The 25,214-nt window shown below is 64.0% G+C and carries 24 protein-coding genes; 20 read left to right on the plus strand and 4 right to left on the minus strand.

The window, feature by feature from the left end; all coding sequences use genetic code 11:
- Nucleotides 1-26 precede the first annotated feature (26 nt).
- Entirely contained in the window at nucleotides 27-1,178 is a 1,152-nt protein-coding gene (ydcS, locus tag LJX93_RS05355) for a putative ABC transporter substrate-binding protein YdcS (protein WP_227696816.1), read from the minus strand.
- Nucleotides 1,179-1,395: 217 nt separating this feature from the next.
- Here ydcS and LJX93_RS05360 point away from each other — a divergent pair, with 217 nt between their 5' ends.
- From LJX93_RS05360 to LJX93_RS05430, 15 genes are all read left to right on the plus strand, one after another.
- Nucleotides 1,396-2,094 carry a tellurite resistance TerB family protein gene (locus tag LJX93_RS05360; RefSeq protein ID WP_033700936.1) on the plus strand — a complete coding sequence of 233 codons (699 nt, stop codon included), beginning with the start codon at nucleotides 1,396-1,398 and terminating at the stop codon, nucleotides 2,092-2,094.
- A gap of 128 nt (nucleotides 2,095-2,222) precedes the next feature.
- On the plus strand, nucleotides 2,223-3,845 hold the full coding sequence (locus LJX93_RS05365; protein WP_033700935.1) for a methyl-accepting chemotaxis protein: 1,623 nt from the start codon (nucleotides 2,223-2,225) through the stop codon (nucleotides 3,843-3,845).
- Between the two features lie 5 nt (nucleotides 3,846-3,850).
- Entirely contained in the window at nucleotides 3,851-4,369 is a 519-nt protein-coding gene (locus tag LJX93_RS05370; RefSeq protein ID WP_047581546.1) for a chemotaxis protein CheW, read from the plus strand.
- Nucleotides 4,366-5,640: a CheR family methyltransferase gene (locus LJX93_RS05375; RefSeq protein ID WP_033700933.1), complete on the plus strand. Its 1,275-nt coding sequence runs from the start codon at nucleotides 4,366-4,368 to the stop codon at nucleotides 5,638-5,640. Before LJX93_RS05370 ends, LJX93_RS05375 begins: the two co-directional genes overlap by 4 nt.
- Nucleotides 5,637-6,302, plus strand: a complete 666-nt coding sequence (locus LJX93_RS05380; RefSeq protein ID WP_033700932.1) for a chemotaxis protein CheW — start codon at nucleotides 5,637-5,639, stop codon at nucleotides 6,300-6,302. Before LJX93_RS05375 ends, LJX93_RS05380 begins: the two co-directional genes overlap by 4 nt.
- Nucleotides 6,299-8,581, plus strand: a complete 2,283-nt coding sequence (locus LJX93_RS05385; protein ID WP_047581551.1) for a hybrid sensor histidine kinase/response regulator — start codon at nucleotides 6,299-6,301, stop codon at nucleotides 8,579-8,581. Before LJX93_RS05380 ends, LJX93_RS05385 begins: the two co-directional genes overlap by 4 nt.
- Entirely contained in the window at nucleotides 8,578-9,591 is a 1,014-nt protein-coding gene (gene wspF / locus LJX93_RS05390; RefSeq protein ID WP_227696817.1) for a Wsp signal transduction system protein-glutamate methylesterase WspF, read from the plus strand. The genes LJX93_RS05385 and wspF overlap by 4 nt, the downstream gene beginning before the upstream one ends.
- A gap of 51 nt (nucleotides 9,592-9,642) precedes the next feature.
- Nucleotides 9,643-10,647 carry a Wsp signal transduction system regulator diguanylate cyclase WspR gene (gene wspR, locus LJX93_RS05395; protein WP_033700928.1) on the plus strand — a complete coding sequence of 335 codons (1,005 nt, stop codon included), beginning with the start codon at nucleotides 9,643-9,645 and terminating at the stop codon, nucleotides 10,645-10,647.
- A gap of 170 nt (nucleotides 10,648-10,817) precedes the next feature.
- Nucleotides 10,818-11,913 (plus strand): peptide chain release factor 2 gene (gene prfB / locus LJX93_RS05400; protein ID WP_143500723.1). Its coding sequence is split into 2 segments (ribosomal slippage): nucleotides 10,818-10,889 and nucleotides 10,891-11,913, totalling 1,095 coding nucleotides; the frame shifts between segments, so codons are not numbered across the junction.
- A 72-nt stretch (nucleotides 11,914-11,985) separates the two neighbouring features.
- A complete protein-coding gene (gene lysS, locus LJX93_RS05405) occupies nucleotides 11,986-13,488 on the plus strand; it encodes a lysine--tRNA ligase (protein WP_033700926.1) in 1,503 nt (500 codons plus the stop codon).
- 143 nt (nucleotides 13,489-13,631) lie between these two features.
- Nucleotides 13,632-14,336, plus strand: coding sequence for a TetR/AcrR family transcriptional regulator (locus LJX93_RS05410; RefSeq protein WP_095064155.1), 705 nt, complete (start codon nucleotides 13,632-13,634; stop codon nucleotides 14,334-14,336).
- A gap of 30 nt (nucleotides 14,337-14,366) precedes the next feature.
- The gene (locus LJX93_RS05415; RefSeq protein WP_033700924.1) at nucleotides 14,367-14,915 is read left to right on the plus strand and encodes a lipoprotein; all 549 of its coding nucleotides are present in this window, start codon (nucleotides 14,367-14,369) and stop codon (nucleotides 14,913-14,915) included.
- A gap of 33 nt (nucleotides 14,916-14,948) precedes the next feature.
- Nucleotides 14,949-16,226 (plus strand): flavohemoglobin expression-modulating QEGLA motif protein, encoded by a 1,278-nt coding sequence (locus tag LJX93_RS05420; protein ID WP_033700922.1) that lies wholly within the window; start codon nucleotides 14,949-14,951, stop codon nucleotides 16,224-16,226.
- On the plus strand, nucleotides 16,198-17,121 hold the full coding sequence (locus tag LJX93_RS05425; RefSeq protein WP_047581562.1) for an alpha/beta hydrolase: 924 nt from the start codon (nucleotides 16,198-16,200) through the stop codon (nucleotides 17,119-17,121). The genes LJX93_RS05420 and LJX93_RS05425 overlap by 29 nt, the downstream gene beginning before the upstream one ends.
- A complete protein-coding gene (locus LJX93_RS05430; RefSeq protein ID WP_227696818.1) occupies nucleotides 17,118-17,444 on the plus strand; it encodes a hypothetical protein in 327 nt (108 codons plus the stop codon). Before LJX93_RS05425 ends, LJX93_RS05430 begins: the two co-directional genes overlap by 4 nt.
- Before the next feature lie 94 nt (nucleotides 17,445-17,538).
- Here LJX93_RS05430 and LJX93_RS05435 read toward each other — a convergent pair whose 3' ends face one another.
- The 3 genes from LJX93_RS05435 to LJX93_RS05445 form a co-directional block, all read right to left on the minus strand.
- Nucleotides 17,539-18,327, minus strand: a complete 789-nt coding sequence (locus LJX93_RS05435) for an OmpA family protein (RefSeq protein ID WP_033700919.1) — start codon at nucleotides 18,325-18,327, stop codon at nucleotides 17,539-17,541.
- A gap of 50 nt (nucleotides 18,328-18,377) precedes the next feature.
- Nucleotides 18,378-18,791, minus strand: coding sequence for a DUF4398 domain-containing protein (locus tag LJX93_RS05440; RefSeq protein WP_027595759.1), 414 nt, complete (start codon nucleotides 18,789-18,791; stop codon nucleotides 18,378-18,380).
- 275 nt (nucleotides 18,792-19,066) lie between these two features.
- Nucleotides 19,067-19,411, minus strand: a complete 345-nt coding sequence (locus tag LJX93_RS05445) for a pilin assembly protein (RefSeq protein WP_033701512.1) — start codon at nucleotides 19,409-19,411, stop codon at nucleotides 19,067-19,069.
- A gap of 181 nt (nucleotides 19,412-19,592) precedes the next feature.
- On the opposite strand from LJX93_RS05445, the gene ppc reads away from it, so the two are divergent.
- From ppc to LJX93_RS05470, 5 genes are all read left to right on the plus strand, one after another.
- Nucleotides 19,593-22,220 carry a phosphoenolpyruvate carboxylase gene (gene ppc / locus LJX93_RS05450; RefSeq protein WP_227696819.1) on the plus strand — a complete coding sequence of 876 codons (2,628 nt, stop codon included), beginning with the start codon at nucleotides 19,593-19,595 and terminating at the stop codon, nucleotides 22,218-22,220.
- A 257-nt stretch (nucleotides 22,221-22,477) separates the two neighbouring features.
- Nucleotides 22,478-23,128, plus strand: coding sequence for an adenylate kinase (gene adk, locus LJX93_RS05455; RefSeq protein WP_033700916.1), 651 nt, complete (start codon nucleotides 22,478-22,480; stop codon nucleotides 23,126-23,128).
- Nucleotides 23,129-23,214: 86 nt separating this feature from the next.
- Nucleotides 23,215-23,889 carry a tRNA (adenosine(37)-N6)-threonylcarbamoyltransferase complex dimerization subunit type 1 TsaB gene (tsaB, locus tag LJX93_RS05460; protein ID WP_033700915.1) on the plus strand — a complete coding sequence of 225 codons (675 nt, stop codon included), beginning with the start codon at nucleotides 23,215-23,217 and terminating at the stop codon, nucleotides 23,887-23,889.
- A gap of 131 nt (nucleotides 23,890-24,020) precedes the next feature.
- Nucleotides 24,021-24,317 carry a hypothetical protein gene (locus tag LJX93_RS05465; RefSeq protein WP_033700914.1) on the plus strand — a complete coding sequence of 99 codons (297 nt, stop codon included), beginning with the start codon at nucleotides 24,021-24,023 and terminating at the stop codon, nucleotides 24,315-24,317.
- A gap of 3 nt (nucleotides 24,318-24,320) precedes the next feature.
- Nucleotides 24,321-25,190, plus strand: coding sequence for a DUF72 domain-containing protein (locus LJX93_RS05470; RefSeq protein WP_227696820.1), 870 nt, complete (start codon nucleotides 24,321-24,323; stop codon nucleotides 25,188-25,190).
- Nucleotides 25,191-25,214 lie beyond the last annotated feature (24 nt).

Here is a 25,214-nt window from a genome sequence, read left to right on the forward strand (position 1 = left end):
ATAGGCCGGTACAGGCTCAATCGACCTCAGCGCCCGCCCATGATCGCGATGTAGTCCTGCGTCCAGCGGCTATAAGGCACGAACTTGCCGCCCTGCGCCTGCGGCGTCTTCCAGAAGGCGATCTTGTCGAAGTTGTCGAAACCATTGGTCTTGCAGCCTTCGGCGCCCAGCAGTTCGCTGCCGGTGCAGGCCGCCGGCACCGCTGGCAATGAGCCGAACCAGGCGGCCACATCACCCTGCACCTTCGGTTGCAATGACCAGTCCATCCACTTGTAGGCGCAGTTGGGGTGTTTGGCCTCGCTGTGCAACATGGTGGTGTCGGCCCAGCCCGTGGCGCCCTCCTTGGGTATGGTAGAGGCCACCGGCTGGTTCTCTGCTTTCAGGCCGTTGACCATGTAGCCCCAGGAGCTGGAGGCGGCCACGCCTTCGTTCTTCACATCGCTCATCTGCACCGTGGCGTCATGCCAGTAGCGGTGGATCAGCGGCTGTTGCTGGCGCAACAGTTCGAGCACGGCCTTGTACTGGGTCTCGTTCAGTTCGTAGGGGTCCTGGATACCCAGTTCCGGATTGGCCGACTTCAGGTACAGCGCCGCATCGGCGATGTAGATCGGCCCGTCGTAGGCTTGCACACGGCCTTTGTTCGGCTTGCCATCGGGCAGGTCCTGTGGCTCGAAAACCACCCCCCAGCTGGTTGGCGCCTGCTTGAACACCTGCGTGCTGTACAGCAGCACATTCGGCCCCCACTGGTATGGGGTGCCGTAGGCTTGCTTGTCGACCACGTACCAGCCACCGTTTTGCAGGCGCGGGTCGATGTTCTTCCAGTTGGGGATCAGCGCAGTGTTGATCGGTTGCACCCGCTTGCCGGCGATCAGCCGCAGCGACGCATCGCCCGAGGCCGTGACCAGGTCGTAGCCGCCCTTGGTCATCAGGCTGACCATTTCATCAGAGGTGGCGGCCGTCTTGACGCTGACCTTGCAGCCGGTTTCCTTTTCAAAGCCGGTGACCCAATCGTAGGCCTTGTCGCTTTCACCGCGCTCGATGTAACCGGGCCAGGCGACGATATCCAGGCGCCCCTCGCCGGCCCCCAGCGCCTTGAGCGGTTCGGCGGCCTGCAGGCTGGCGCTGGCCAGCAACGCGCCGGTCAGGGCGCTGAGCAATGCGGTGTTGTGCGCTGACATGGTGTTCCCTCTTATTGGAGATCTTGGTCGGGGCAGTCATCAAGCAAGCCGTGAAACGCTTGTTATAAGCGTAGTGCGATTGTGCGAGGTATTGGCGATATCGAGTCTAGTTGGCTTTTTGCTGGCCAATGCAACATCCGGAAGCAAATCCCCCCGTGGCGATCGCTCGGGCAAGGCTTAATCTGGCTGTCCTTTTGCAACGTCTGGAGGCACTTCAATGAACACCCGCGGACTGCTCGATCAACTGCTCAAGTCTGGCCAGCAACTGCTCGACGGCCAGGCCGGCAAAGCGGGCTCAGGCAAGCCAGGCGCGGGCGCCGGCGGCCTCGGCAGCCTGTTGTCCGGTGTCGGCGGCGGCGCTTTGGGGGCAGGGGCGCTGGGCCTGTTGCTGGGTAACAAGAAGGCCCGCAAATACGGCGGCAAGGCCCTGACGTACGGTGGCCTCGCTGCACTCGGGGTGTTGGCCTACAAGGCCTATGGCAACTGGCAGGCGCGCCAGCAGGGGGCAGGTCAAGCGCCCGAGCCGCAGACCCTCGACCGCCTGCCGCCGGCTCAGGCCGAGCAGCACAGCCAGGCGGTGCTGCGGGCGCTGGTGGCAGCGGCCAAGTCCGATGGCCATATCGACGAGCGCGAGCGGGCCTTGATCGAAGGCGAATTCACCCGCCTGGACACGGACGGTGAACTGCAGCAATGGCTGCACGCCGAGCTGAACAAACCGCTGGACCCGGCCGAGGTGGCGCGTGCCGCGCAAACGCCGGAAATGGCCGCCGAGATGTACCTGGCCAGCGTCATGATGGTCGACCAGGAGCATTTCATGGAACGTGCCTACCTGGACGAACTGGCCCGCCAGTTGCGCCTGGACCCAGCCTTGCGCCAGGAACTGGAGAACCAGGTACGGCTTGGCGCAGGCCAATAGCACACGGCTTGGCTTGTCCATCAGGCAAGGATGCCTGAATACCCCGCATTTCAGCCGCAAAAGCGTAGGATGCCTGGGCTATACTTCGGCGATTTTCCCCGCTCGTTGTGAATTCCTGAGGGCTGAATGTGAAGAACTGGACGTTGCGCCAACGGATCCTGGCAAGTTTCGCCGTGATCATCGCCATCATGCTGCTGATGATCGTCGCCGCCTACTCGCGGTTGGTGGCGATCGAAAGTGCCGAGCAGGCAGTGGGCACCGACAGCATCCCCGGGGTCTACTACAGCTCGATGATTCGCAGTGCCTGGGTCGACAGCTACGTCACCAGCCAGCAGCTGGTGGGTTTGTCCAACCATCGCGAAATCACGTCGGCGGACCTGGAGCTGTTCAAGAGCTTCGAGGATCGCCTCAAGCAACATATGGCCAGCTACCAGGAGACCATTCAGGACCGCGACGACCAGATGCGTTTCGATAGCTTCGTGCAGCTGGAAGAAAACTACATCAAGATCGTCGGCCAGGTGCTGGACACCTACCGCCAGCGCAATTATGTCGAAGCCGAACGGCTGATCAACGAGGTGCTCACCCCGACCTGGGTCGATGGCCGCCAGCACCTGAACGATGTGATCGAGAACAACCGGGCCTCGGCCGAAGCCGCTACCCACGACATCGTCAGCGCCGTAAGCACGGCCAAGGGCAGCATGATGATTTCGCTGCTGCTGGCAATCGTTGCCGCCGGCATCTGCGGGCTGCTGCTGATGCGCGCCATCAGTGCGCCCATGCAGCGCATCGTCCACGCCCTCGACCGGCTGCGCTCGGGTGACCTGAGCATGCGCCTGAGCCTGGACCGCAAGGACGAGTTCGGCGCGATCGAAAGCGGTTTCAACGAAATGGCCGAGGCGCTGGCCAACCTGGTGTCCCAGGCCCAGCGTTCATCGGTGCAGGTGACCACCTCGGTGACCGAGATCGCCGCCACCTCCAAGCAGCAGCAGGCCACCGCGACCGAGACCGCCGCGACCACTACTGAAATCGGCGCCACCTCGCGGGAAATCGCCGCCACCTCGCGTGACCTGGTACGCACCATGACCGAGGTCACCTCTGCCGCCGATCAGGCTTCGAGCCTGGCCGGCTCCGGCCAGCAAGGCTTGGCCCGCATGGAAGAGACCATGCACCAGGTGATGGGCGCCGCCGACCTGGTCAATGCCAAGCTCGGCATCCTCAATGAGAAGGCCAGCAATATCACCCAGATGGTGGTGACCATCGTCAAGGTGGCCGACCAGACCAACCTGTTGTCGCTCAATGCCGCCATCGAGGCTGAAAAAGCCGGCGAGTACGGTCGTGGCTTCGCCGTGGTGGCCACTGAAGTGCGCCGCCTGGCCGACCAGACTGCCGTGGCCACCTACGACATCGAGCAGATGGTGCGCGAGATCCAGTCGGCTGTCTCGGCCGGGGTGATGGGCATGGACAAGTTTTCCGAAGAAGTGCGCCGCGGCATGTTCGAGGTCCAGCAGGTGGGCGAGCAGCTCAGCCAGATCATCCATCAGGTGCAGGCCCTGGCGCCGCGTGTGTTGATGGTCAACGAAGGCATGCAGGCCCAGGCCACCGGCGCCGAGCAGATCAACCAGGCACTGGCCCAGCTCAGCGATGCCAGTACCCAGACGGTCGAGTCGCTGCGCCAGGCCAGTTTTGCCATTGACGAGCTCAGCCAGGTGGCCGCAGGCCTGCGCGGCGGCGTGTCGCGCTTCAAAGTCTGACGGCGATGAACGACTTGCAACCCCACGCTGCTCGGGCGAGCGACGCCAAGGGCACGTTGTACCTGCTGTTTCGTATCGCTGATCAGCGCTTTGCCCTGGACGTGCACGAGGTGGTCGAGGTGCTGCCGCGTCGGCCGCTGAAGCCGATCGCCCAGGCGCCGGCGTGGGTCGCAGGTATTCTCGCGCACCGCGGCGCGCTGGTGCCGGTGGTCGACCTGTCGGCGCTGAGCTTTGGCCAGGCAGCAGCGCAACGTACCAGCACGCGTCTGGTGCTGGTGCGTTACCGGGGCAACCTGCAACTCGGGCTGATCCTTGAGCAGGCGACCGAAACCTTGCGCTGCCGCCGCGAAGAATTCCAGCCGTATGGCCTGGACAATGCCGACGCCCCCTACCTGGGCCCGGTGCGCCAGGACCACCTGGGCCTGTTGCAACTCATCGAAGTCGATGACCTGCTGACGGACGCCGTGCGCGAGCTGGTGTTTGCCGATCACAGCGGTGCACCAGGGCAAGGAGTGCCGACATGACTGAACAGCGTTTCTTCCGCTACCTGCGCGAACGTATCGGCCTGGATGTGGAGTCGGTGGGGGCGTCCATGGTCGAGCGCGCCTTGCGCCAGCGCTGCGTTGCCGTGAACGCGGCAGACCTGGACGATTACTGGCTGCGCCTGCAGCAATCGGCGGACGAGCAACAGGCATTGATCGAGGCGGTCATCGTCCCCGAGACCTGGTTCTTCCGATACCCCGAATCGTTCACGGCCCTGGTCGGGCTTGCCCATAGACGCCTGGCCCAGCTGGCCGGCGCACGCCCGGTGCGGCTGCTCAGTCTGCCGTGCTCGACCGGCGAAGAACCCTATTCACTGGCCATGGCGCTGCTGGATGGCGGCATGAGCCCTGGCTCGTTCATGATCGACGGCATCGATATCAGCCCCATTTCGGTGGCCAAGGGCGAACAGGCGGTTTACGGGCGCAATGCCTTTCGCGGCAGCGACCTGGGTTTTCGCGAGCGCTTTTTCGATGCGCTCGATGACGGCCACCGCTTGCAAGGCCGGGTGCGCCAGCAGGTCAGCCTGCAGGTAGGCAATGTGCTGGATCCGGCACTGGCCAGCCGCGATGGCCTGTACGATTTTGTGTTCTGCCGCAACCTGTTGATCTATTTCGACGTGCCCACGCAGCAGCGCGTGTTCGAGGTGCTCAAGCGCCTGACTCACGCGCAGGGCGTGCTGTTCATCGGGCCTGCCGAAGGCAGCTTGCTGGCGCGGCTGGGGATGCGCCCGTTGGGCATTGCGCAGTCGTTCGCCTACGTGCGCCAGGAGGGCGACAGTGCGCCGGTCGCCACGGCGAGCGCGCCACCCGCCAGGCGCACGCTGCCGCCTTTGGCCATGCCCGTGTACCCGCCGCCGACCCCGTCACTGACGCGGCCGTTGCGGCCCCTTGTGGCCGCTGCCAAGGCGCCACTGCCGCACGACAGCAAGGGCGAGAGCGAGGCCGAACTGCTGGCCAGCATTGCCCGGCATGCCAACGCCGGTGCCAGTGCGCAGGCGCGCGCCGCTTGCCAGCGTTACTTGAGCCAGTTCGCGCCGACCGCGCAGGTTTACTACTGGCTGGGGTTGCTCAGCGATACCGAAGGCGATGCCGGCCAAGCGCTTACCCATTATCGCAAGGCCCTGTACCTCGAACCGCAGCACCCCGAGGCCCTGGTACACCTGGCGGCGTTGCTCGCGGCCCAAGGCGACCTGGCCGGCGCGCAGCGTTTGCAGGCGCGTGCCGCACGGGTCGGTCGGGAGTCTGAACGATGAGGGGGGAATCCGCGATGCAACTGCTTGCCCAGGCCGACGAGCGCATCGACGACTGCTGGAACCGCATCGGCGTGCACGGTGACAAACAGTGCCCGCTGCTGGAGCAGCACATCCATTGCCGCAACTGCGACGTCTATGCCGCTGCCGCCACGCGCCTGCTCGACCGTTACGCCCTGCTGCAGGATGACCAGGCCGTTGCGGCGCAAGCCGCCGAGCAATCTGTCGGCCACTCCCTGCTGTTGTTCAGGCTCGGCGAAGAATGGCTGGCCCTGGCGACCGCCTGCCTGGCAGAGATCGCGCCCTTGCAGGCGGTGCACTCGCTACCGCACCAGCGTTCGCGGGTATTGCAAGGCGTCGCCAACGTGCGGGGCGCGTTGGTGCCGTGCCTTTCGCTGGCTGACCTGCTGGGGGTGCAAGCGACTGCCGGGCAACAGCGCAGCGGCCGCGAGATGCCGCGCATGCTGATCCTGGCCGCCGAAGGTGGGCCGGTGGTGATGGCAGTCGAAGAGATCGACGGCATTCATCGGCTTGACCCGGCGTTGCTGGACAGCGGCCAGGACACCACGCGCTTCACCGCAGCGGTGCTGCAGTGGCGTGGCCGCAGCGTGCGCGTGCTGGACGAACAACAATTACTGTCTGCCGTGCAGCGGAGCCTGTCATGACCCCAGAGCAAATGCGCGACGCATCGTTGCTCGAGCTGTTCAGCCTGGAGGCCGAGGCGCAGACCCAGGTACTCAGCGCCGGCCTGATGGCCCTGGAGCGCAACCCCACCCAGGCCGACCAGCTGGAAGCCTGCATGCGCGCGGCCCACTCCCTGAAGGGGGCCGCGCGCATTGTCGGGGTAGACGCTGGCGTCAGCGTTGCCCATGTAATGGAAGATTGCCTGGTGGCTGCCCAGGAAGGCCGCTTGCGGCTGGGTGCCGAGCATATCGATGCGCTGCTGCAGGGTACCGACCTGTTGATGCGCATCGCCACGCCAGGCGACACCGCCGCGCAAGCGACGCTGCCGGTGTTTCTCGCACAGATGGCCAGCTTGCTGGACCCAGGCGCCGCGCCAGCGCATATGCCAGCGGCCCTGCCGGCAGTGTCTGTACGAGCAACGCCCATCGAGCCCTTGGCGGAGCCCATGGAGGCGGAATTCGAGCTTGAACCCGTGCCACGGCGCAAGGCTGGCAAACGCGCTGGCGAAGGCGCAGAGCGGGTGCTGCGGGTCACCGCCGACCGCCTCAACAGCTTGCTCGACCTGTCCAGCAAGTCGCTGGTGGAAACCCAGCGGCTCAAGCCTTACCTGGCCACCTTGCAGCGCCTCAAGCGCATGCATGGCCAAGGCATGCAGGCCCTCGATGGCTTGCGCATGCAACTGGAAGACAGTGGCCAGAGCAGCGAAGTGCTCGAAGCCCTGGCCCAGACCCAGCGCCTGTTGGCCGAAACCCAGCAGATTTTGCAGCAGCAGGCCGCCGACCTTGACGAATTCGGCTGGCAGGCCAGCCAGCGCGCACAATTGCTCTATGACACCGCCCTGGCCTGCCGGATGCGGCCTTTCGCTGACGTACTGGCCGGGCAGAGCCGCATGGTCCGTGACCTTGGGCGCTCCCTGGGCAAGCCGGTGCGCCTGGTCATCGAAGGCGAAAAGACCCAGGTCGACCGCGATGTGCTGGAAAAACTCGAAGCACCGCTGACCCACCTGCTGCGCAATGCGGTCGACCACGGCATCGAACTGCCCGAGCGGCGCCTGCTGGCAGGCAAGGCGCAGGAGGGCGTGATTCGCCTGCGCGCCTCGCACCAGGCCGGCATGCTCAGCCTAGAGCTGATCGACGATGGCGCCGGTATCGACCTTGAGCGCCTGCGCAGCGCTATCGTCGAGCGTGCCATGTCGCCGGCCGACACGGTGGCCCGGATGAGCGAGGCGGAGCTGATGACGTTCCTGTTCCTGCCCGGTTTCAGCCTGCGCGACACCGTGACCGAGGTGTCGGGGCGCGGGGTTGGCCTGGATGCCGTGCAGCACATGATCCGCGAGCTGCGCGGCTCGATCGAGTTGACGCAATTGGCGGGGCAGGGCTGCCGCTTCCACCTGCAGGTGCCGCTGACCCTGTCGGTGGTGCGCAGCCTGGTGGTGGAGGTGGGCGGCGAAGCGTATGCCTTCCCGCTGGCGCATATCGAACGCACCTTGGAGGTGACCGCCGAACAGATCGTGCAGATCGAAGGGCGTCAGCATTTCTGGCACGAAGGGCGACACATCGGCCTGGTGGCGGCAAGCCAGTTGCTCAACCGCCCGGCAGGGCAGGACGATGAGCGCAGCCTGCGGGTGGTGGTGATCCGCGAGCGCGAGCAACTCTACGGGGTTGCCGTAGAACGCTTGATCGGCGAGCGGGTGCTGGTGGTGATGCCCCTCGACCCGCGCCTGGGCAAGGTCCAGGACATCTCCTCCGGTGCCTTGCTCGACGACGGCTCGGTGGTGTTGATCATCGACGTCGAAGACTTGCTGCGCTCGGTGGAAAAACTGCTCAGTACCGGCAGCCTGGAGCGCATCGAGCGCGGCAGCAGTGGCGCCCGTGGCGCAGCGCGCAAGCGCATTCTGGTGGTCGACGACTCGCTCACCGTGCGCGAGCTGCAGCGCAAGCTGCTGGGCAACCGCGGTTACGACGTGGCGGTGGCGGTAGATGGCATGGACGGCTGGAACGCGTTGCGCGGCGACGACTTCGACTTGTTGATCACCGATATCGACATGCCGCGCATGGATGGCATCGAGCTGGTCACCCTGGTGCGCCGGGACCAGCGCTTGCAATCGCTGCCGGTGATGGTGGTGTCGTACAAGGACCGTGAGGAAGACCGACGGCGTGGCCTGGATGCTGGCGCCGACTACTATTTGGCAAAGGCCAGTTTCCACGACGATGCATTGCTGGATGCTGTGGTGGAGTTGATCGGAGGTGCTCAGGGGTGAAGATCGCCATCGTCAATGACATGCCCATGGCGGTCGAGGTGTTACGCCGGGCGCTGGCCTTCGAGCCTGCGCACCAGGTGATCTGGGTGGCGGGCAACGGCGCCGAGGCGGTGCAGCGCTGCGCCGAGCAGTTGCCTGACCTGATCCTCATGGACCTGATCATGCCGGTGATGGATGGGGTGGAGGCGACGCGGCGGATCATGGGCGAAACCCCCTGTGCCATCGTGATCGTCACGGTCGACCGCAAACAGAACATGCACCGGGTATTCGAGGCCATGGGCCATGGCGCCCTGGATGTGGTCGATACCCCGGCCCTGGGGGCGGGCGATGCCCGAGAGGCGGCGGCGCCGTTGCTGCGCAAGATCCTCAACATCAGTTGGCTGATCGGCCAGCAGCGCAGCCCGGCCGCGCGCCCGGTTGCCACGCCCTTGCGCGAAGCATCACAGCGCCGGGGGCTGGTAGCCATTGGCTCGTCGGCGGGCGGCCCGGCTGCCCTGGAGGTGCTGCTCAAGGGCTTGCCCCCTGCATTTCCGGCGGCCATCGTGCTGGTCCAGCATGTCGACCAGGTGTTTGCCGCCGGCATGGCCGAATGGCTCAGCAGCGCAGCAGGCCTGCCGGTGCGCCTGGCCTGCGAGGGCGAGCCGCCGCAACCGGGGCAGGTGTTGCTGGCGGGCACCAACCACCATATCCGCCTGCTGAAAAACGGCCAGCTGGCCTACACTGCCGAACCGGTCAACGAAATCTACCGGCCCTCGATCGATGTGTTCTTCGAAAGTGTGGCGCGCTACTGGAGCGGCGATGCCGTAGGTGTGCTACTCACGGGCATGGGCCGCGATGGTGCCCAGGGCCTGAAACTGATGCGCCAGCAAGGTTTCCTGACCATCGCCCAGGACCAGGCCAGCAGTGCCGTGTACGGCATGCCCAAGGCCGCCGCAGCGATCGACGCGGCGGTGGAAATCCGCCCGCTGGAGCGAATAGCCGGGCGCTTGATGGAATTCTTTGCAAAATGACGATATGTATTGAATCACGCCGCCTGGCCGGCAGTGATCAGGTGAATAGGGATGAATGATCTACCGATCGAAGGTTTCGCGACCGCCAACGAAAATTCGGCGATGGTCCTGTTGGTCGACGATCAGGCGATGATCGGCGAAGCGGTGCGTCGTGGCCTGGCCCACGAAGACAACATCGACTTCCACTTCTGCGCCGACCCGCACCAGGCCGTGGCACAGGCCATGCGCATCAAGCCGACGGTCATCCTGCAGGACCTGATCATGCCGGGCCTGGATGGGCTGACCCTGGTGCGCGAGTACCGCAACAACCCGGTTACCCAGGATATCCCGATCATCGTGCTGTCGACCAAGGAAGACCCGCTGGTCAAGAGCGCGGCGTTTGCTGCGGGGGCCAACGACTACCTGGTCAAGTTGCCAGACAACATCGAGCTGGTGGCGCGTATTCGCTACCACTCACGCTCCTACCTGACTTTGCTCCAGCGTGACGAAGCCTACCGCGCCCTGCGTGTGAGCCAGCAACAGTTGCTCGATTCCAACCTGATGCTGCAGCGGCTGATGAATTCCGATGGCCTGACCGGGCTTTCCAACCGGCGCCATTTCGACGAGTACCTGGAGCTGGAATGGCGCCGGGCCATGCGCGAGCAGCAGCAGCTGTCGTTGCTGATGATCGACGTCGACTACTTCAAGGCCTACAACGATAACTTCGGCCACCTGGCCGGTGACGAGGCGTTGCGCCAGGTGGCCGAAGCGATTCGCGGCTCGTGTTCGCGGCCGACCGATCTGCCGGCGCGCTATGGGGGCGAGGAGTTTGCCCTGGTGCTGCCCAATACATCCCCGGGTGGCGCGCGGCTGATTGCCGAGAAATTGCGCCAGACCGTGGTGGGGTTGGGTATTGCCCATACGGCGCCAGCGGCTGATGCGCGGTTGACCGTGAGCATTGGCCTGGCGACGCAGACGCCGGCGGTTGGCGGGCATTGCCGGCAGCTGATTTCGGCGGCGGACAAGGGCTTGTACCAGGCCAAGAACAGCGGGCGTAATCAGGTGGGGATTGCCTGATGGCGAGATCGAGCGCCGCCCGCGCGGCGCTCGATCTCCCAGGCGCCGAAAGCCTATAGCCCAACACATCGTAAATCCCCCAAACCTACCGCCCGGCGGGTCTGCCGCCCCGCGTCTGACTCAGTTATACTCGCAGGCTTTTCACCGAATTCGCACGAGAGCCTCCCCCCATGGAAATCCAACCGATCCTGAACACCATCAAGGACCTCACCGAGCGTTCCCAGTCCATTCGGGGGTATCTTTGACTACGATCACAAGCATGACCGCCTGATCGAAGTCAACCGCGAGCTGGAAGACCCCAGCGTCTGGAACAAGCCCGAGTACGCCCAGGAACTGGGCCGTGAGCTTGCGTCGCTGAAAACCATCGTCGGTACACTGGATGAACTCGCCGGTGGCCTGAGCGATTGCCGCGACCTGCTGGACATGGCCGTCGAAGAGAACGACGAAGGCGCCGTCGACGACGTGGTCGCCGAGCTGCAGCGCCTGGAAGAATCCCTCGCTCAGCTGGAATTCCGCCGCATGTTCAGCGGCGAGATGGACATGAACAACGCTTACCTGGACATCCAGGCCGGTTCCGGCGGCACCGAAGCCCAGGACTGGGCCAACATCCTGCTGCGCATGTACCTGCGCTGGGCGGACAAGCGCGGCTTCGATGCCACCATCATGGAACTGTCCGAAGGTGAAGTCGCCGGCATCAAGGGCGCTACCGTGCACATCAAGGGCGAATACGCCTTCGGCTGGCTGCGTACCGAAATCGGCGTACACCGCCTGGTGCGCAAGAGCCCGTTCGACTCCGGCGCTCGTCGCCACACCTCGTTCTCGGCCGTGTTCGTATCGCCTGAAATCGACGACAAGGTCGAGATCGAGATCAACCCGTCCGACCTGCGCATCGACACCTACCGCTCCTCCGGTGCCGGTGGTCAGCACGTCAACACCACTGACTCGGCGGTGCGTATCACCCACGTGCCGACCAACACCGTGGTCAGCTGCCAGAACGAACGCTCCCAGCACGCCAACAAAGACACCGCCATGAAAATGCTGCGGGCCAAGTTGTACGAGCTGGAAATGCAGAAGCGCAGCGCCGCTTCCCAAGCCCTGGAAGACAGCAAGTCGGACATCGGTTGGGGCCACCAGATCCGCTCGTACGTGCTCGACGCGTCGCGGATCAAGGACCTGCGCACCAACGTTGAGCGCAGCGACTGCAACAAGGTGCTCGACGGCGACATCGACGAATACCTCGAAGCCAGCCTGAAACAGGGCCTGTAAGCTTCACTCCTGCTGAGAAGACCCTCGCCTGCGGGCGAGGGCAATGAATTCCCTGATGGAAGATGTGACCACATGAGCGACCTCAATAGCGCACCGCAAGACCTGCAACAGGAAGAAAACGCCCTGATCGCCCTGCGCAAGGAAAAACTTGCCGCAGAGCGCGCCAAGGGCAATGCCTTCCCCAATGACTTCCGTCGCGACAGCTACTGCAACGACCTGCAGAAGCAGTACGCCGACAAGACCAAGGAAGAACTGGAAGCTGCAGCGATTCCGGTCAAGGTTGCCGGGCGCATCATGCTCAACCGTGGCTCGTTCATGGTCATCCAGGACATGACCGGCCGTATCCAGGTCTACGTCAACCGCAAGACCCTGCCAGAAGAAACCCTGGCCGCCGTCAAGACCTGGGACCTGGGCGACATCATCAGCGCCGAAGGCACCCTGGCCCGTTCCGGCAAGGGCGACCTGTACGTCGAGATGACCAACGTGCGCCTGCTGACCAAGTCGCTGCGTCCGCTGCCCGACAAGCACCACGGCCTGACCGACACCGAACAGCGCTACCGTCAGCGTTACGTCGACCTGATGGTCAACGAAGAAACCCGCCACACCTTCCGCGTTCGCTCGCAGGTGATCTCGCACATTCGCAAGTTCCTGATCGAGCGCGACTTCCTCGAAGTCGAAACGCCGATGTTGCAGACCATCCCCGGCGGCGCCGCGGCCAAGCCGTTCGAAACCCACCACAACGCCCTGGACATGGCCATGTTCCTGCGCATCGCGCCGGAGCTGTACCTCAAGCGCCTGGTGGTCGGTGGTTTCGAGAAAGTCTTCGAGATCAATCGCAACTTCCGTAACGAAGGCGTTTCAACCCGGCATAACCCCGAGTTCACCATGCTCGAGTTCTACCAGGCCTACGCCGACTACAACGACAACATGGACCTCACCGAGGAACTGTTCCGCGAGCTGGCGCAGCTGGTGCTGGGCAGCACCGACGTACCGTACGGCGACAAGGTGTTCCACTTTGGCGAGCCGTTCGTGCGCCTGTCGGTGTTCGACTCGATCCTCAAGTACAACCCCGAGCTGACCGCCGCCGACCTGCAGGACGTCGACAAGGCCCGTGACATCGCCAAGAAAGCCGGTGCCAAGGTGCTCGGCCATGAAGGCCTGGGCAAGTTGCAGGTGATGATTTTCGAAGAGCTGGTCGAGCACAAACTGGAGCAGCCGCACTTCATTACCGAATACCCGTTCGAAGTCTCGCCGCTGGCCCGTCGCAACGACGACAACCCGGCCGTGACCGACCGCTTCGAGCTGTTCATCGGTGGCCGCGAGATCGCCAACGCCTACTCCGAGCTCAACGATGCCGAAGACCAGGCCGAGCGCTTCCTGGCCCAGGTGGCCGAGAAAGATGCCGGTGACGACGAAGCCATGCACTACGATGCCGACTTCGTCCGTGCCCTGGAGTACGGCATGCCGCCGACCGCCGGTGAAGGCATCGGCATCGACCGCCTGGTGATGCTGCTGACCAACTCGCCGTCGATTCGCGATGTGATCCTGTTCCCACATATGCGTCCGCAGGCCTGAGTGATCTGAGAAAGCCGCCTCTAGGGGCGGCTTTTTCGTGCCTGAAGCTTTATGTTGTCAGTGCGCGCTTTTTCGCGGGTAAACCTGCGCAAGGGCCGTCGCAGCCAGCACACCGTCCGTGAGGTAACCCCGTGTCCCCCGTAATCGCCCCGCAAGGCGCCGCCGGCATCGCCACCGCCGTCGCCGAAAGCGTGCAATACCAAGGCCGCAAGACTGCCCGCCAAGGCAGCGAGCAGCGCCGCCAACTGATCCTCGACGCCGCCATGCGCATCGTCGTGCGCGATGGTGTACGTGGTGTGCGCCACCGCGCGGTGGCCGCCGAGGCGGGTGTGCCATTGTCGGCCACCACCTATTACTTCAAGGACATCGAGGACCTGCTCACCGATACCTTCGCCCAGTACGTCGAGCGCAGCGCCGCCTACATGGCCAAGCTCTGGGCCAACACTGAGGTAGTGCTGCGCCAGATGCTGGCCCAGGGTGATGGCAGCCCGCAGGCGAGGGCGCGGCTGGCCGACGAAGTGGCGCGCATGACCGCTGACTATGTGTCCCGCCAGTTGCTCAATCGCCGCGACTTCCTCATGGCCGAGCAGGCGTTCCGCCAGGAGGCGCTGCTGTGCCCACGTCTGGCCGAACTGGTGTGCGCCCACGAGCAGATCCTTCTGCACGGTACCCGACAGTTGCTGCAGGTGGTCGGGTCGCGGCAACCGGAACAGGACGCCCAGATGTTGACGGCGATTATCGAGCAGATGGAATATCAGGGCCTGCTCAAGGATGCGAACGCGCAAGCCGATGGGCAGATGCTCGCTATGCTTACCCGTTACCTGCACCTGGTGTTGGCATCGGCCTGAGCACAGACCTGAATTTTCAAGGAGAACCTGATGAAAGCCTGGCGTGTGGTGTTGTTGACTCTGTCATTCCTGCTGCTAGGCGGTTGTCTGGTGACCTTTCACGAGCCGTTGCCGAGCAACCAGGCCGCGCCCAAGGCTCTGCTCGGCAAATGGAGCAGCAAGGACGCCTGGGGCGAGCCGCTGAAACTTGCGATCAGCCGTAGTGGCGGCGATGCCTACAAGGCCGTGGCCACGGCCAAGGGCAAGGCCCCCGAAGCGTATGTGTTCACCGTGTCGCGCCACGGCAATCGCTGGTACCTCTCGGCCGGCGTGCCCAAGCGCCTGGGCGGTAATTTCCTGATTGGCGGTTTCGAAGTCATCGATGGCAAGGAACTGGTGGTGTACAACCTCGATGTCGAGCAGGTGCAGCAGGCTGTCGAGAAGAAAGAACTGACTGGGCGCAGCACCGAGGTGCCGGAAGACAATGGTGAGGGCGTGCTGATCGACAGCCCATCGGCGCGGGTGCTGGCCTATCTGGACGACCCGGCCAACTCCGACCTGTTCGTCGAGGTGGCGCGCTTCCAGCGCAGCGGCAAGTAGTTGCCTGTAGTGCCCTCTAGCAAGGAGTCCTCAGTGGACGAGTACCAACAGACCATCCGTGCACTGTCCGACCGCATCGTCGCGGCGCAGACCCCCATTCGTGTGCTCGATGCAGTGAAGTGGGACGACAACATCCGCCACGGCTTCCTCAAGGCCAAGGGCAAAGAGCCACCTGCCGTAGACCGCGCCTATTACCAGTCGCGCCCGTTGTCGTTCGACTCCAGTGCGGTCAAGGCCGAATTCCAGAGCATCGAGCGCGACATCACCCGCCGGCTGGGCCAGTTCAACCCGGTCGGGCAGATCATGCGGCGCATGTGCAAGGAGTACCGCATGGTGGTGCGCATGCTCGAGGCGCGTGGCACCGAAGACTTCGGGCTGATCTCGCAGGAGCTCTACGGCGCCGCCTCCGACGCCTTCCATGCTGGTGACCCGACCCTGGCCGACCTGGGCCTGATGCTTTCGGACTACCTGAACAATATCGATGGCCGTGGTGACCTCAAGGACGAGCCGAAGAACCTGACCGCCAAGGAGGCCGTGGACATCCTCCAGCGCCGCCTGAACAAGGTGTTCGGCGAGGCCGAAGAAACTATCCGTGTGTTCGAGTCCGACGGCATCGTCGCCGACGCAGCGGCAGGGGCCGACTACATCAAGGTGCGCGCCGACGCCATGTTCAACAGCCGCGACGTGCGTGCGCTGGAGGTGCATGAGGGACTGGTGCATGTCGGCACCACGCTCAACGGCCTCAACCAGCCGATCTGCACCTTCCTGGCCAAAGGGCCACCCTCGTCGACGGTGACCCAGGAAGGGCTGGCGATTCTCATGGAGGTGATTGCCTTCGCCTCTTACCCCAGCCGCCTGCGCAAGCTCACCAACCGCACGCGCGCCATCCACATGGTCGAGGAAGGCGCCGATTTCCTTCAGGTATTCGAGTTTTTCCGCGCCCAGGGCTTTGAAATGGCGCAGAGCTACAGCAACGCCAGCCGGGTGTTCCGCGGCTCGGTGCCCAATGGGCTGCCATTCACCAAGGACTTGTCCTACCTCAAGGGCTTCATCATGGTTTACAACTACATTCAGTTGGCCGTGAAGAAGGGCAAGCTCGAGCAGATCCCGCTGCTGTTCTGTGGCAAGACCACCCTGGAAGACATGCGCACCCTGCGCCAACTGGTCGAGGAAGGGCTGGTGGAACCGCCCAAGTACTTGCCCGAACAGTTCCGTGACCTCAACGCGCTGTCGGCCTGGATGTGCTTCTCCAACTTCCTCAACCACCTGAGCCTGGATCGCATTGAAGCCGACTACGCGAACATTCTCTGAGCGCTGCCGCCTGCTGGTACTCGGTGTGCTCCTGCTGGGCCTGAGCGGGTGCAGCAGCCTGTTGTTCTACCCCGAGCCGGGCCAACCGTTCACGCCGGAAAGGGCCAAGCTGGAATACCGTGACGTTACTCTGACCACCGCCGACGGTTTGCGCCTGCATGGCTGGTGGCTGCCGGCCAAGGCCGGTGTCGAGGTCAAGGGCACGGTGTTGCACCTGCATGGCAACGGCGGCAACCTGGCCGGCCATCTGGGGGGCAGCTACTGGCTGCCGGAGCAGGGTTACCAGGTACTGATGGTCGACTACCGGGGTTATGGGCTGTCTCAGGGCAAACCGGGTTTGCCGGAGGTCTACCAGGACATTGCGGCGGCCATGGGCTGGCTGGACCAGGCGCCCGAGGTCAAGGGCAAGCCGCTGGTGCTACTGGGGCAGAGCCTGGGCGGCGCCATGGCCATCCACTACCTGGCGGCCCACCCCGAACAGCGCCAGCGCTTCAGCGCGCTGGTGTTCGATGGCGTGCCGGCCAGCTACCGTGCGGTCGGGCGGTTTGCCCTGAGTACGTCGTGGATGACCTGGCCGTTGCAGGTGCCGCTGTCGTGGCTGGTGCCCGACAGTGACAGTGCGATCCGTTCGGTCGAGCGCCTGGACGGCCCGCCGAAGCTGTTCTTCCACAGTATCGACGACCACCTGGTGCCGATGGACAACGGCATCCGCCTGTACCAGCACGCGCCACCGCCGCGGGTACTGCAACTGACCCGTGGCGGCCATGTGCAGACCTTCGCCGACCCGGTGTGGCGCCAAGTGATGCTGCGCTTTCTGGACGACCCGAGTCATTTCAACGGCCTGCGGCGGCTTGCCGAAGTGCCCAATTACCCTGACGAGAAGAACAAGCAATGAGTGAAGAACGCAACGCCATCCCGCTGATCCTGACCGGCGTCGGCAGCATCATCGTGACGGTGGGGGCCCTCTGGTACTACGGTTACCTGCATTTCGCCAAGCCTGAAGACGCCCTGTTGCTGCAGGATTTCACCATGTTCAAGACCCTGCCAGGCGAGGATTACAAAGTCTCGCTCGACCCGGCGCCACAGGTGGCCCAGTGCGTGGACGGTGTGCTGGTGCTGTTCGATACCCAACAGAAAGGCCTGACCGGCGTGCTGGTCGACGACCGCAAGCGTGCGGTGCGTTGCATGGGCGAGGACACACCGCAGCAGGTGCAGTGAGCTGCAATCTGCGTTGCTGCACCTGACCTTTCGCGGGCAGACCAATGAAAAACCCCGCCATCAAGGCGGGGTTTTTTCTTTCAACTAGCCAGCCTTACTGCGCCTGGCTCACCGAGCGCGGTGCCACCGGCTGGTTGTCGTTGGAGATGGTCACCTCTACCCGACGGTTCTGTGCACGGCCCGAGTTGCTGCCGTTGTCAGCCACCGGGTACTCCTTGCCGTAGCCCTGAGCGACGATGCGTGCTGGGTCTACGCCTGCACGTACCAGCGCCATGCGCACGGCAGCGGCGCGGCGCTCGGAGAGGGTCTGGTTGTAGTTGGCCGAACCGACGCTGTCGGTGTAGCCCTCTACGATCACCTTGCGCTCCGGGTTTTCCTGAAGGAACTGGGCCAGTTTGGTCACGTTGGGGTAGGCGTTGCTCTTGAGCACGGCCTTGTTGAAGTCGAACAGCACGTCGCCGAAGGTGACCAGCGTACCGCGGTCGGTCTGCTTGGCATTGAGGCTGTCCTGCAGCTTGGCGATCTGCGCATCGCGGGCATCCAGTTTGGCCTGGGCGCGTTGGGCGGAGGCGTTTTTCAGTTCGCCTTCGGCGGTGCGCAGGGCGATGGTCTGCTTGGCGACCTCGACCCGCTGGTTGGTCAGATAGGCGAGTTGGTCGACCTTTTTCTGGTCCTCGCGATCCATGTAGGCCTTGTCGGCCTTGTTCAGCCAGTCCTGGGCATCCTTGGTTTCCAGCGCCGCGACCTTGCTCGACTGCGGGTCGCTCTGCAGCGCGGAGAAGTTGGTGCGGGCCGATTCAAGGTTGGCGTTCGGGTCGTGCGAGCAGGCAGCAAGACCGACGCTCAGGGCCAGCAGGGCGGGAATCATGACGTGTTTGCGCATAGTGTTCATCCTTTGATCGAGTGCGAAGGCTAAGGGAAGTCGGGCAGGGCTCACTGAGCGCTGCGCAGGCCTTCCTCACGTACGTCCTGAACGCCCTGGCGGGCATCCTGCACGGCCTTCTGGGCCTTGGCCGCCTGAGCCTTGCGTTCGGCGAGGCGGGCGTCCCATTCGGCTTGTTCGGCCAGACGCTTGGCGTCGTCGTACTTCTTGTCATGCATGGCGATTTCAGCCTGCTTGAACTTGTCCTGGGCCGCTTTCATTTCAACGGCAGCGAACTCGGTACCGCCGGCGCTGACGGCAGAGTTCACGGCGGACTGGGTAACGGCATACTGCTCGGTGGGCGGGTTGCCCGCACAACCGGCCAGGACCAGGCTACTGCCCAGGGCCAGCGCGGCCAGCTTGAACCCGCGCACATGAGTGGATGAGGGTTTGAAAGTGCGGGTCTTCATGGTGGTCAGCTCCATTGGATCACTCCTGATAACGACGATGTCCGTAGCAGTCCATCGCTTATTCCCTGACAGTTGCCGTGTACTTCAGCTGAACGGTGCACGAGGGCAGTGTGCAGGGTTTTAGCGTGATGGCTATTTGCTCGGACTCGGGCGTTTTTCGAATAGTTCAGAAAAAAGTGCCGTTGACGGATAACTTTTTCTGACTGATTGGTCAGTGAGGTTTGCCCGGAACTTTCAGCGCCATGGGCGGTATTCCGGGCCTTGCAGGCCCGGAACAGGGGGTGGGGTGGTTATGTTTCGCTGTCGTCAGCAGTGCTGCTGAGTTCATGCAGGTGACGGCGAGACAACGACAGAAAACGCGGGGTAGGGCCGATGTCTTCGAACAGTGGGTCACCTTCTTCATCGGTGGCGATAACCTGGCGCCCCTGTACATAAGGGAAGCTGGCTTCCAGTTCCTCAAGGGCTGCCGCCACCAGTTCGCCGAGCAGTTCTTCGGCGGTACGTTTGGGGTACATGTCGATCAGCGCGGCCAGGCGCGCCTCCGACTCCAGGTCCAGATGCAGTACATGGCCGGTACGGCTCAGGGTACCTGCGGCATTCTGTTCCCAGTGCTGGGCGAGTTCACGGATTTTCATGATGACCTCTGTCAACGCCTCGAAAGGCTGCATTGCATCGGAGTGCTCTGCTTGCACTTTAGTTTGCTTTGCCGATCGCGGCTTGGCTGGGGCGCTTGCCATCGACGCTTGGCTGTGGGCACTCTTGGCCCAGTGCTGTTTCCTGAACGAGTGCGCCAAGGCTGCGCCACAGAGAGGGCCAATGACCGATATCGATGTGCGTTTGCGTGAAGATGTCCATGTGTTGGGGGAGTTGCTCGGCGAAACCATTCGTCAGCAGCACGGGGATGCGTTTTTGCAGAAGATCGAAGCCATTCGTCACAGCGCCAAGGCCGACCGCCGGGTGGCTGGCGAGCAATTGAGCTCGACCCTGGCGGACCTGGCCGATGAAGACTTGCTGCCAGTGGCCCGGGCGTTCAACCAGTTTCTCAACCTGGCCAACATGGCCGAGCAGTACCAGTTGATCCGCCGTCGCGATGCCGACCAGTCAGAGCCGTTCGAAGCACGGGTGCTGCCCGAGCTGCTGGCACGCCTGAAGCAGGCCGGGCATGGCAACGACGCCTTGGCCCGGCAGTTGGCCAAGCTGGATATCCAGCTGGTGCTGACGGCCCACCCCACCGAGGTCGCGCGGCGCACCTTGATCCAGAAGTACGATGCCATCGCCGCTCAGTTGGCAGCCCAGGACCATCGCGACCTGACCCCTGGTGAGCGCCAGCAGGTGCGCGAGCGCCTGCGCCGGCTGATCGCCGAAGCCTGGCACACCGAAGAGATCCGCCGTACCCGGCCCACCCCGGTGGACGAGGCCAAGTGGGGCTTCGCGGTGATCGAGCATTCCTTGTGGCAGGCCATCCCCAACCACCTGCGCAAGGTCGACAAGGCGCTGCACGATGCCACCGGCCTGCGCCTGCCGCTGGAGGCCGCACCGATCCGCTTCGCCTCCTGGATGGGCGGCGACCGCGACGGCAACCCCAATGTCACGGCCGCAGTCACCCGCGAAGTGCTGTTGCTGGCGCGCTGGATGGCGGCCGACCTGTTCCTGCGCGATATCGACGCCTTGGCTGCAGAATTGTCCATGCAACACGCCAGCAGCGCGCTGCGTGAGCGGGTCGGCGACAGCGCCGAACCTTACCGCGCCGTGCTCAAGCAATTGCGTGAGCGCCTGCGGGCGACCCGCGCCTGGGCGCATGCCGCCTTGACCAGCAGCCCGCCCGCCGGTGCCGAAGTGCTGGTGGACAACCGCGACCTGATCGCGCCGCTGGAGCTGTGCTATCAATCGCTGCATGAATGCGGCATGGGCGTGATCGCCGAAGGGCCGCTGCTCGACTGCCTGCGCCGTGCCGTGACCTTTGGCCTGTACCTGGGTCGCCTGGACGTGCGCCAGGACGCTGCCCGGCACCGCGATGCCCTGACCGAGATCACCGATTACCTGGGTTTGGGGCGCTACGCCGACTGGGATGAAGAGCAACGTATCGCGTTCCTCCTGGCCGAACTGAAAAACCGCCGGCCGCTGCTGCCGGCGCACTTCCAGCCCCAGGCGGAAACCGCCGAGGTGCTGGCCACCTGCCGGGAAATTGCGGCGGCGCCGGCCGCTTCGTTGGGCTCCTATGTCATCTCCATGGCCGGTGCCGCGTCGGATGTGCTGGCGGTGCAACTGCTGCTCAAGGAAGCCGGGCTGACCCGCCCGATGCGCGTGGTACCGCTGTTCGAGACCTTGGCCGACTTGGACAACGCCGGCCCGGTGATGCAGCGCCTGCTCGGCCTGCCGGGCTATCGCGCCGGCCTGCGCGGCCCGCAGGAAGTGATGATCGGCTATTCCGACTCCGCCAAGGACGCCGGCACCACGGCAGCCGCCTGGGCACAGTACCGGGCCCAGGAAAACCTGGTGCGCATCTGCCGCGAGCATCAAGTCGAGTTGTTGTTGTTCCACGGCCGTGGCGGCACCGTTGGCCGTGGCGGCGGCCCGGCGCACGCGGCGATCCTGTCGCAGCCACCGGGCTCGGTGGCTGGGCGGTTCCGCACCACCGAGCAGGGCGAGATGATCCGCTTCAAGTTCGGTTTGCCCGGCATCGCCGAACAAAACCTCAACCTGTACCTGGCGGCCGTGCTGGAAGCCACCTTGTTACCGCCACCCCCGCCGCAGCCTGCCTGGCGTGAGGTGATGGACCAACTGGCTGCTGACGGGGTGCAGGCGTATCGCAGCGTGGTGCGCGACAACCCCGATTTTGTCGAGTATTTCCGCCAGTCGACGCCGGAGCAGGAGTTGGGGCGCCTGCCTTTGGGCAGCCGCCCGGCCAAGCGCCGCGCAGGCGGCATCGAGAGCCTGCGAGCCATCCCGTGGATCTTCGGCTGGACCCAGACGCGCCTGATGCTGCCAGCCTGGCTGGGCTGGGAAACCGCTTTGAACAATGCCTTGCAACGCGGCCAGGGCGAACTGTTGGCGCAGATGCGCGAACAATGGCCGTTCTTCCGCACCCGCATCGACATGCTGGAGATGGTGCTGGCCAAGGCCGATGCACAAATCGCAGAGGCCTACGACGAACGTCTGGTGCAACCGGAGTTGCTTCCTTTAGGTGTGCGCCTGCGCGACCTATTGTCGCAGTCCTGCCAGGTGGTACTGGGCTTGACCGGGCAGCCGGTGCTACTGGCGCACAGCCCCGAGACCCTGGAATTCATCAGCCTGCGCAACACTTACCTGGACCCGCTGCACCGTCTTCAGGCCGAGCTGCTGGCGCGCTCGCGCAGGCGCGAAGCCGCTCTGGACAGCCCGCTGGAGCAGGCCTTGCTGGTCACCGTGGCGGGCATTGCCGCGGGCCTGCGCAATACCGGCTGAGGCCGCCTCTGGTTTGCCAGGCGCAGGTGTGAGGAGGGAGGCCATCAGGAATGGGGAGGGCGGTTGCGCTGAGCGCAACCGCTTGCCGGGCAGGTCGCAAGTGGCGCATTCCTGCAACTTTGGGACGCTTGTCTGGCTGCCGGGCGCTGTGTATCTTGAGCAGCCTTCTGACCGATTTATGGTCATACCCGATTTTCCGGACTTGGCCCTGGTTGCCGAATCCATTGAATTTCATAAAAAAATTTGAGGAGCACGAGATGCGCGTAATTCTGCTGGGAGCTCCCGGGGCCGGTAAAGGTACTCAGGCAAAGTTCATCACCGAGAAGTTCGGTATTCCACAGATCTCCACCGGTGACATGCTGCGTGCCGCCGTCAAGGCCGGTACCCCGCTGGGCCTGGAACTGAAGAAAGTCATGGATGCCGGCCAACTGGTCTCCGACGATCTGATCATCAGCCTGGTAAAGGAGCGCATCGCCCAGCCGGATTGCGCCAACGGCTGCCTGTTCGACGGCTTCCCACGGACCATTCCGCAGGCTGAAGCCATGGTCGCCGCCGGTGTCGACATCGACGCCGTGGTCGAAATCGCCGTTGACGATGAAGAAATCGTTGGCCGTATGGCCGGTCGCCGTGTGCACCTGGCCTCGGGCCGCACCTACCACATTCAGTACAACCCGCCGAAAGTGGCAGGCAAGGACGACGTGACCGGCGAAGACCTGATCCAGCGCGACGACGACAAGGAAGAAACCGTGCGTCATCGCCTGTCGGTCTACCACACCCAGACCAAGCCGCTGGTCGAGTTCTACCAGAAGCTGTCGGCTGCAAATGCTGGCAAGCCGAAGTACAGCCACATCGAAGGTGTCGGTTCGGTCGACGCCATCACCGCCAAGGTACTGGCAGCCCTGAGCTGATCCATCGCCTTGCATCACAACGGCCCGCTTGCGGGCCGTTGTCGTTTATACTGGCGCTCTTTTCCCTGCACCTGGAAACCCGTTCGATGACCACCCTGCTGGCCCTGGATACCGCCACCGAAGCCTGTTCCGTCGCCTTGTTGCATGACGGCAAGGTAACCAGCCATTACGAGGTGATCCCACGTCAGCACGCGCAGAAGTTGCTGCCGATGATCAAACAGCTGCTGGCTGACTCGGGGGTGGCCTTGAATGCGCTGGATGCCATCGCGTTCGGCCGTGGCCCGGGGGCCTTCACCGGCGTGCGGATCGCCATCGGTGTGGTCCAGGGCCTGGCGTTCGCCCTCGAGCGCCCGGTACTGCCGGTGTCCAACCTGGCCGCGCTGGCGCAAGGTGCGTTGCGCGAGCAGGGTGCGCAGCACGTGGCGGCCGCCATCGATGCGCGCATGGACGAGGTGTACTGGGGCTGCTACCAGGCCAGCGCCGGCGAAATGCGCCTGGTCGGCCAGGAAGCGGTACTGCCGCCCGAGCGCGTGGCGCTGCCCGACGCCAGCACCGCCGAGTGGTTCGGTGCCGGTACCGGTTGGGGCTATGCCGAGCGCCTGGCTGTGCACGTCGCCGCCAGCAATGCGGCGGCGTTGCCCAATGCCCTGGATATCCTCAGCCTGGCCAGCTTTGCCTGGGCGCGCGGCGAGGCGATCGGCGCCGAGCAGGCGCAACCTGTGTACTTGCGCGATAATGTAGCGACACCCAAGAAGCGCTGAGTGTTGTTCGTCGGTTATCGCCGATGACGCTAAAACCTTTCTCGCGAACTGTGGTCCAGTTATCACTCAAGCATTAGCGACGTAACTCTGATGCTGCTAAATTGCCATCATCGGTTCTGAGTGTTCACGCCATGCGTATCGACGGTTTCTCATCGCAGTCCTACCCGATCAAGCGCACACCGCGCAAAGCGTCGGTGCGCGATGAGGCCATCGAAGATGCCGACGTCATCGACAGCGGCGAGCAGGGTGAGCTGGCCCAGGAGGCGGCCATTCGCCGTCGCAGCGGTGGCCTGCCAGCCCGTCAGCAAGACATGATCTTCCCTCGCGCCCGTGACCGGCGTACCGCCACTGCGTTGGCGAGCTACCTGAGCACGGCCGGTTTTACCGATTGGGACATGGAAGTACTGGGGCTCGACCTGTACATTTGAGGGATGATTCCTTCTCTTCTGCCTTATTATCTGGGTTGTCCGTCATGGAGCGAAAACGCCTGGCGCGACTACCTGTACCCCGCCGATGCCCGAGCCGCTGAGTACCTTGGCCTGTACAGCCAGGTGTTCAACGCTGTCGAAGGCAATACCACCTTCTACGCCAGCCCCGCACCCGCCACCGTGGCACGCTGGGCGCAGACGATGCCGGCGCACTTTCGTTTCACCGCCAAATTCCCTCGCGAGGTCAGCCATGGGGGAGACCTGCGCGATCAGCTGGACGCGGCCGCTGCCTTCACCCGTTTGATGGCACCGCTGGGTGAACGGGTATCGCCTTACTGGCTGCAGTTGCCTGCGTTATTCGGGCCTTCGCGCCTGGCAGAGTTGAGCCATTTTCTGGATCAAGTGGGTGTACCGTTGGCCGTCGAAGTGCGCAACGAGGCTTTTTTTGCGCGCGGTGAAGAGGAGCGGCAGCTCAACCGGCTGTTGCTCGAGCGTGGTGTCGAGCGCATCTGCCTCGACCCGCGGGCGTTGTTCAGTTGCACCTCGCGCGAGCCCGCCGTGCTGCATGCCCAGGCCAAGAAACCCAAGGTGCCGCCACGCCCGGCCGCCTTCAGCCAGCATCCGCAGGTACGTTTCATTGGCCATCCGCAGCTTGAAGCCAACGAAGCCTTCCTGACGCCCTGGGTGGCCAAGGTGGCCAGTTGGGTCGAGGAAGGTCGTAGCCCCTACATCTTCCTGCACACCTCGGATAACCGCCTGGCTGCGGCGTTGGCCCAGCGTTTTCATCAACGTCTGATGCAGCGCCTGCCTGGCCTTGCACCTTTGCCGGAATTGCCACGCGCCCCTGAGGTCGAACAACTGGGACTACTCTGACCACTCCTGACTGCCTGAGGTTGA

Source organism: Pseudomonas sp. HN2-3, assembly GCF_020691745.1.
GTDB lineage: Bacteria > Pseudomonadota > Gammaproteobacteria > Pseudomonadales > Pseudomonadaceae > Aquipseudomonas > Aquipseudomonas capeferrum.